Below are 6,449 nucleotides of genomic sequence, written 5' to 3'. Positions count from 1 at the left end.
GATCGTTCATCTCAGTCTGCTAACCGCTTTCTGACTTCGACCGGAACCTGGCAAGGAACTGCGCTGCGGACGTCTTGCCAGGTTCTGGTTGGTAATCCGGAAATTCGCTCCTAAGCGGATTTCCTCCACTTTCTCATCGCTGAACGGAAAGGCTTCAATGTCCGACTTCAACCACGAGTTTCTTGAAATTGCTGATATCGTCCCCGCTTTTGTTCCGGTCGATTTGCAAACTGCTGCGAACAACGGTCAGTGGGTCTCGATGCGGAACATCGGCCGGCTGCTGTGTGTGCTTTATAAGGCTGCAGGGACTGCGGGTGACGATCCTGTGTTCACGCTCAGGCAGGCGACATCCAACACGGGTGCCAATGCGAAGCCGTTGTCCTTTACCAGGGTTCGAACGAAGATTGGGGCCATCGGGGCGACGCTGCAGTGGTCCCTTGTGACCCAGTCGGCTGCGAATACGTATTCACCGGTCAGCGCCGCGTCACCGGCATTGATGGCGGTCGATGTCACGCCAACAGATCTCGATTTGAACAATGGCTTCGGCTTCGTGCAGGTGCAGGTCCCCGACACGGGGACGAACGCGCAACTGGGGGCGGCATTCTACATCGCCTATAGCGTGAGATTCCCCCAGGCGGAACTCACCTCGGCACTCTCGTAGCACTTGGTTGCTGACTTGCGGTGGCCCGCTCACCCACCGCTTTTTGATCTGAGTCTGAAAGTCATGTCTCGTCAAAGGATTTGCGATGCCTGTCACAGAAAAGAATACGGAAAGTCTGAATCGCTCGATGGTCGCGCTGGAACTGTTCAAGGCCCGCTCAGTGAGTGGGGGAGGGAGTCCCCGACAACTGGCCATCAGTTGCTTCCGCGATGCGATGGTTTTTCTAGAGGCTGCGTATGAGATTCAGTCCGGCAGGGCAGACCTGTCTGCGGACGAATCGCCACTTGATCCCGCGTTCGCCCCCAATCTGAAGCGGACTCATCCGATCAATCTCATGTCCCGCGTCTGGGGTGACTTGAGGAAGGTCCAGGAAGCCCTGGCCGATCTCGATGCGAACCCGGGGGCGGACTACTACGAGCCCTACAGCTGGAGTAAGCCCGAAGTCAATCAGGCCCGCGCTCTGTTCCCCACCGTCGTAAACCGCTTGAAACAGATGACGTCTGGAAAGTGAGGTCTCATGAGCTTCGGTTCCACCGCATATCAGTCATATGTCCGAATCCACACGGAATCCGGTCACCGGCGACTCCCTCCCTGGTCGGGTTTGACTCACGAAAAACGGCTCGCGTGGGAAGCGGCCGCCCAGGCGGTTGCGATGGCCGTCCTGCCGTCCGCCCAATGTGGCGAACCGCTTGAAGGCGAGGACGATCTCGATGAAGCGATGCCGCCAGAAATCGTATGACAAGGCGGATTCGAAATACCGCGAGCGGCAGAGAAATCTGAGTGCTGTGGGGCTGGATTTGGCCTCTCAGCAAGGCCGCTCGATCGACCTCTTCCTGATCCACGGAGGAGAAGTTTCTCACACGAATTGAGTCTCATATGGCACTAACGACCTTGGCATCGGTGAAAGCGCAGGGAGGAATCCTGCCAGGAGACACCAGTCGCGACGCTCAACTTCGAATCCTGATCGATGGCGTGACTTCCTACGTCAAGCAGTTGCTGAATCGTGATCTCGAGTCTCAAGAGTATGTCGAGTACTACTCGGGTAACGGGACGCCGGTCCTGATGCTCAATCAGTATCCGGTGACGGCGGTCTCGCTGGTCTGCGTCGATGAGTCGGGAAATTTCGGTGCAGGTCCAAACAGTTTTCCTCCTACCCTGAATCTCGTTAACGGTGTCGACTACGCGTTGATGTCAGGGGCAAAGGGAAATGGATCTGCGGGCTTTCTCAGACGCATTGGTGCTCACTGGCTGAGGCCGCTGTCCCGGCAGAATGGCGTGCTCGGCACACTGCCCGGCGCGGCTGGGGGGAACATCAAGGTTCAGTACACCGCCGGCTATCTGGATATCCCTCCAGCGATTTCGATGGCCGTGAACGCTCTGGTACTGAAGCAGGCGTCAATGGCTGCGATGGGGGGGGCAGTGGCGTCGATGAGCTACGAAGACGTCAGAGTCAGCTATTTCGATTCTCACGACGCGCGTCAGGTGCTGGGAAGCATTGAATCGGTCCTGGCAACTTATCGATCGATTCCGGTTTGAACGGCCCACGCTGGCCGCCTCATCTAGACAAGTCGCCTCTGCGCCTGCTCGAGCAGGCCGTCGGTATGGTCAAGAAAGACGAGAGTCCCTTTGTTAAACCAATCAATTGCCCGATCGCTGATGACTCTGGTTCCCGGACGGTTTGCTGCTGAAGTGACGCTGCTTCCCGATGGCCCAGTGCCCGTGACGACGAATGTCTCTCAGGCCTGGTTCAAGTCACTTGATGTCACCCTTTCCAACTACGGAAACCTGAATCTTCAAGGTGATGAGACCCTGATCAAAGTACCCGATCACGAACTGAATCCGGCAGGTAACGGACGGGAAATCCGCCCTCGCGACCGAATCGTTATCGCGGGGACGGCTTACCGGGTTCTCTCTGCACGACTCATGTCCGTGCGGACTGTCTGGGAGTGCGTTGTCCGAAAGGAGCTGAGCTGATGCCGGGAATCTCGAACCACTTTGATGCCATGACGGCGATCAAAGAGATCATCGACGGTCTTCCGCTGGAGGGACTGACAGGGGGAACTCTCATTCAAGAAGTCGCGACGTACCACGACGGAACCGTCGCACTCCCTTTCATCAGTATCTCTCCTTATGGCCCCGAGACGCTCGATGACGAACTGAATGATCGCGACGGTGCGTACTACGGAGTTCTGGTCTCGATTGTCGCTAAGCCCTCTGTGAACAATCTGGAAACACGGCTGGGATGGCGACAGACACTGCGGCGAAACCTGAACAACCGGTCGATCGATCAACTCGGTCAAAATTACAAGCTGGCAGTCGAACCGGGGAACACGGTCGAGCCGCAGGCCTGGTTCGACAGGAACGCTTTTGTCAGTGGAATGGTAGTGCGTGCGTTCTTTCAAGAACCTCGTGCATGACCCCTAACCTGCTGCTGCACGATGCCTGTTCAGGCTCTCCATCCGAGGACTCTCTGGATCTGATCAGCGGCATCACACTACTCAACGGATCGTCTGCAACTATCTCCCGAGACCGTCTGTAACGGCCGAATAAGGAATTGCTTTACTATGACAGAACAAATGGCCTATGCATCGAGAATGACGATTGCAGGGCACCCCATGGAGTTCAAGACTCACTCGATCAAGCAAGTCATCGAGTTGAGTGAGGATGATGGACTTCGGGGAAGCCGCTCTCGCGTATTGGAACGGGTTGCCCAGGGCCTGATTCATGTTTCGGGGCAGGTGGAATTAGAGCCCACGCCAGCGGAAGTGGCGATTCTGCTTCCCTTGATCGTCAGTTACTCGACGACAGAGACCGTCCTGACGGACGCACTGGCGGACGTGACGATTGTCATCGACAACGGTACCAAAACCGACACATTCGTCGGCCGGTTCACAAAAGGAACCTTCTCAGGCTCGTCGGGGCAGAAGATTCAATTGACCGTCGATTTCGTCGGCAAGACCCGTGCGACGTCCGCTGGAGGTTCGCTCTCGGGAGTTCCCGATATCACCGCACGGCCCTATATGTTTTACGACATGGGAAGCGGGATCACGATCGGTGAAGCAACGTATTCAATCGATAAGTTCGAACTCACCATCGACAATCATATTGAACCGACATTCATGCAGGGGCAAGTCGCCACCGACCTCGAGCCGACCGACCGCACGGTGTCGCTGGGGGTGCAGACGAAGTACACGGCGACCGAAGACCCGCTTCTCGTTCTGGCGACGGGAGGTCCTGACGCAGAAGCTCCCCTGGCGGCGTCGATCACGTTCACGAACGGCGATCACTCGATGTCATTTTCGTTCGGTGCGATTGTGGCGAAATCTGAATCCGTGGTGAACAACGGCAAGCGAACCAAGTTGAGACTGCCATTGAATTATCACTGCTACAAAGTGGGAACGACGCTCGAAACCGTTCCCGTCCTGGTCTGATTTCATAAAGGAAGAGCCTGTGTGTTCGTATGTGCCCGACGGTTATACCAGAGACGGCTATATCGCCCCGGCCGTCCACGTGGCGGATGCCGAATCGCTGCATGGCGAACTCGATTTTACGTACCGACCCGCGACTCGACTTGACGTCGTCAAGATCGATGCCGAGATCCGGATTGCCGTTCGGAACCAGGATTTCGATCCACTGTGTGCCGTTCGGGCAGAGCAACTGGCCTGTAAATTCGTGGCGGATCGAGTCATTGGCTGGTCTCTCAGAGACCAGGGGGAGTCGCCTGTTTGTGTGTCTGCCGAAGCCTGCGAACGGATGCAGCCGTTTTTGTTCAGCAGGCTTTACAACATCATCCGCGGGGTTCAGGCGAACGACCTGAGGCCAAATCAGGTGCCACCTCCGAGAGAGGAGGACCAGCTAAAAAACTGAAGCAGGGGGTGTTTCTGCTGAGGAAATATCCCCGCATTGCTCGGATGAATTGCCAGGTCTGTGAAAAGTACGTGGTCAACGAATCAACGTGGCAATTGGAACAAGGTCGAGATGGCCAGCCTGTCGAGCGGCTGAAGCATCTGGGCCCGTCGTTTCTCGCCGCGTGTCGAGATCCGGCGCGCGGTTGTCCCAAGGGGACGCCAGAACTGCCGAACTCGCTGACTGCTGAGAACCAGCTCTGCTATCAGCACTATTGCGAATGCGTTTCCGCGGGGGCATTTCCCGATGATCCTGTGGTTCGCCGAAACGCGGCTGTGATTCAAGATGTGCTGGACACCGTGGAAAAGCTGAAACAAGTCGAACTTCATACCTCCCTCTTAAAAGCCGTGCGGGAAACATGCGTGACGCAGTTCAACGAATGATCATTCAATCGGCGCTCCAAGGAGTTGGTGTTGTCCGATCCGCAATAAAGAGCATTCGGCAACGTTCCACCCAATCGCGATGGGCTCGTGTGTCGCGTAGACCCTGGAGCCTGGTCCCCTCCGTTAGTGCTGCGCTCAATGCCGGCGGCGTGAAGAGCTGGCCTGGTGTGGCTCACTCGTCGCATTCGTTTGACGGTTGGTTTGATTTCACCGACGCCGAGGAAGATGCATCCCCCGTAGGAGGTTGGTCGATCGACGAAGGATCTCAGGCAAATAGCCGCCCGGTTCCTTCCCCGATGGAACCGAGTTCTCCACGAGTGCCGTTGCTTGTTCCTGTGGTGCGACAGAGTCCTCTGTTCGCTCAGCAGAAGTCTTCCGTGCTAGACCCGGGGCATCCTGCGACAGTTGGCACACACGCATTGACAGAGAACTTAGAGCCCACCCCGATCGGCGGAATGGCAAAAAGGGCTGAGACAATATCCCGTGCAGCCGGGGCTGGCTCGCGGGTGCTCCCGCGTCAACGTTCTCGCACAAGCCTAGGTGATCTTGGCCGAGATGCCTCTGTAGTGGCCGACGGGACGCAAAGCGTTTCCGTTGTTACCGCAAGACGCGCTTCATTCCTGAGCGATCGAGGTGACGAGTCGCCTCGGGGGCGAGGCCCAGTTCACACCGTGACGCAGCCTCATATTCGGAACAGAACATTGCGTCATTTCGACGGATCGAAGGGATTCGGGGACATTGGCAAATCCAACTCACTCGGCATCACGCGAACCCCCGAGCCCGGCAATGCAGGCTCGTTCGAAAGCGATGGAGATGGAGGCCCTTCACAAACGAATCCTGCTCCCCCGAGAACTGCAGACCCGTTTACTGTTTTGGAACCTGACGGAACTCTCGCGTCCGCACTGTCGCGGATCAGCGAGTTCGATGAAGACATGGCCTTTGCATTGAAGCCGCTGAATCGATTTCACGACGCGGCAACTTCCGACACAACTGAATTTGCGGGATTCGGCGTTCGCCCGATCCCGGCGAGGCAGATCGCTACGCGAGCGACTTCGGGCATTCCTCACGTCGCTGCTGAGTCTGACAGCTCTCCCGGACAGAGCAGGGCCAGGAGTCCCATCGCTGAGGATCCCCTTGCACTCGGGGTGCACAGCGCCGGCATCGGACTTAACGCGGTGATGGATGAGATGGAAACACGGCTCGATTCGATTTGCAGAGCTCAGGAAGAACGTCTCAAGTCCCTGATCAAGAACCTGACCTTCTGGGTGAAGTAGGAAACTATGACAGTCTTCTATTACGGAGGATTCTCGCATCCTCATGCAGAGGTCGCGTTTGCGGGAATCCAGCGGACGATCCGATTTTCTGAAACACAGCGGGAGAACATTCTGCGTGAGTCGTGGCAGCTGCGCGGGAAAATTGTCAGGCAGGGACCAAACTCGCAGCGTCTCGTCCTGGCTGCGCTCGATGAGATTCGGCAGGCCTATTCGCGCCACGGTCAG

Annotated in this window: 11 protein-coding genes; all 11 read left to right on the top strand. The window is 56.9% G+C overall.

The features are described 5' to 3' along the window. Window positions 1-157 precede the first annotated feature (157 nt). Complete coding sequence (locus tag VGE80_RS21215; protein ID WP_397568523.1) at window positions 158-661, top strand: hypothetical protein; 504 nt, start codon at window positions 158-160, stop codon at window positions 659-661. 85 nt (window positions 662-746) lie between these two features. Then, window positions 747-1,172, top strand: coding sequence for a hypothetical protein (locus VGE80_RS21210; protein WP_397568524.1), 426 nt, complete (start codon window positions 747-749; stop codon window positions 1,170-1,172). A gap of 6 nt (window positions 1,173-1,178) precedes the next feature. Beyond that, the gene (locus VGE80_RS21205; RefSeq protein WP_440594029.1) at window positions 1,179-1,400 is read left to right on the top strand and encodes a hypothetical protein; all 222 of its coding nucleotides are present in this window, start codon (window positions 1,179-1,181) and stop codon (window positions 1,398-1,400) included. 137 nt (window positions 1,401-1,537) lie between these two features. Next, complete coding sequence (locus tag VGE80_RS21200) at window positions 1,538-2,197, top strand: hypothetical protein (protein WP_440594028.1); 660 nt, start codon at window positions 1,538-1,540, stop codon at window positions 2,195-2,197. Between the two features lie 90 nt (window positions 2,198-2,287). Further along, the gene (locus tag VGE80_RS21195; RefSeq protein WP_440594027.1) at window positions 2,288-2,635 is read left to right on the top strand and encodes a hypothetical protein; all 348 of its coding nucleotides are present in this window, start codon (window positions 2,288-2,290) and stop codon (window positions 2,633-2,635) included. Next, window positions 2,635-3,078, top strand: a complete 444-nt coding sequence (locus VGE80_RS21190) for a hypothetical protein (RefSeq protein ID WP_373649212.1) — start codon at window positions 2,635-2,637, stop codon at window positions 3,076-3,078. Before VGE80_RS21195 ends, VGE80_RS21190 begins: the two co-directional genes overlap by 1 nt. Before the next feature lie 147 nt (window positions 3,079-3,225). Further along, window positions 3,226-4,092: a phage tail tube protein gene (locus VGE80_RS21185; protein WP_440594026.1), complete on the top strand. Its 867-nt coding sequence runs from the start codon at window positions 3,226-3,228 to the stop codon at window positions 4,090-4,092. A gap of 19 nt (window positions 4,093-4,111) precedes the next feature. Next, complete coding sequence (locus tag VGE80_RS21180; RefSeq protein WP_373649210.1) at window positions 4,112-4,528, top strand: hypothetical protein; 417 nt, start codon at window positions 4,112-4,114, stop codon at window positions 4,526-4,528. 71 nt (window positions 4,529-4,599) lie between these two features. Next, the gene (locus VGE80_RS21175) at window positions 4,600-4,950 is read left to right on the top strand and encodes a hypothetical protein (protein WP_440594025.1); all 351 of its coding nucleotides are present in this window, start codon (window positions 4,600-4,602) and stop codon (window positions 4,948-4,950) included. 701 nt (window positions 4,951-5,651) lie between these two features. After that, the gene (locus VGE80_RS21170; protein ID WP_440594024.1) at window positions 5,652-6,224 is read left to right on the top strand and encodes a hypothetical protein; all 573 of its coding nucleotides are present in this window, start codon (window positions 5,652-5,654) and stop codon (window positions 6,222-6,224) included. Between the two features lie 6 nt (window positions 6,225-6,230). Continuing rightward, on the top strand, window positions 6,231-6,449 hold a 219-nt coding region (locus VGE80_RS21165; protein ID WP_440594023.1), incomplete at its 3' end, for a hypothetical protein.

The sequence above is a fragment of the Schlesneria sp. genome (assembly GCF_036405755.1).
GTDB classification, from domain to species: Bacteria; Planctomycetota; Planctomycetia; order Planctomycetales; family Planctomycetaceae; genus Schlesneria; species Schlesneria sphaerica.
The sequence above is the reverse complement of the archived record's forward strand: the minus strand, read 5'-3'. Positions and strand labels throughout refer to the sequence as shown.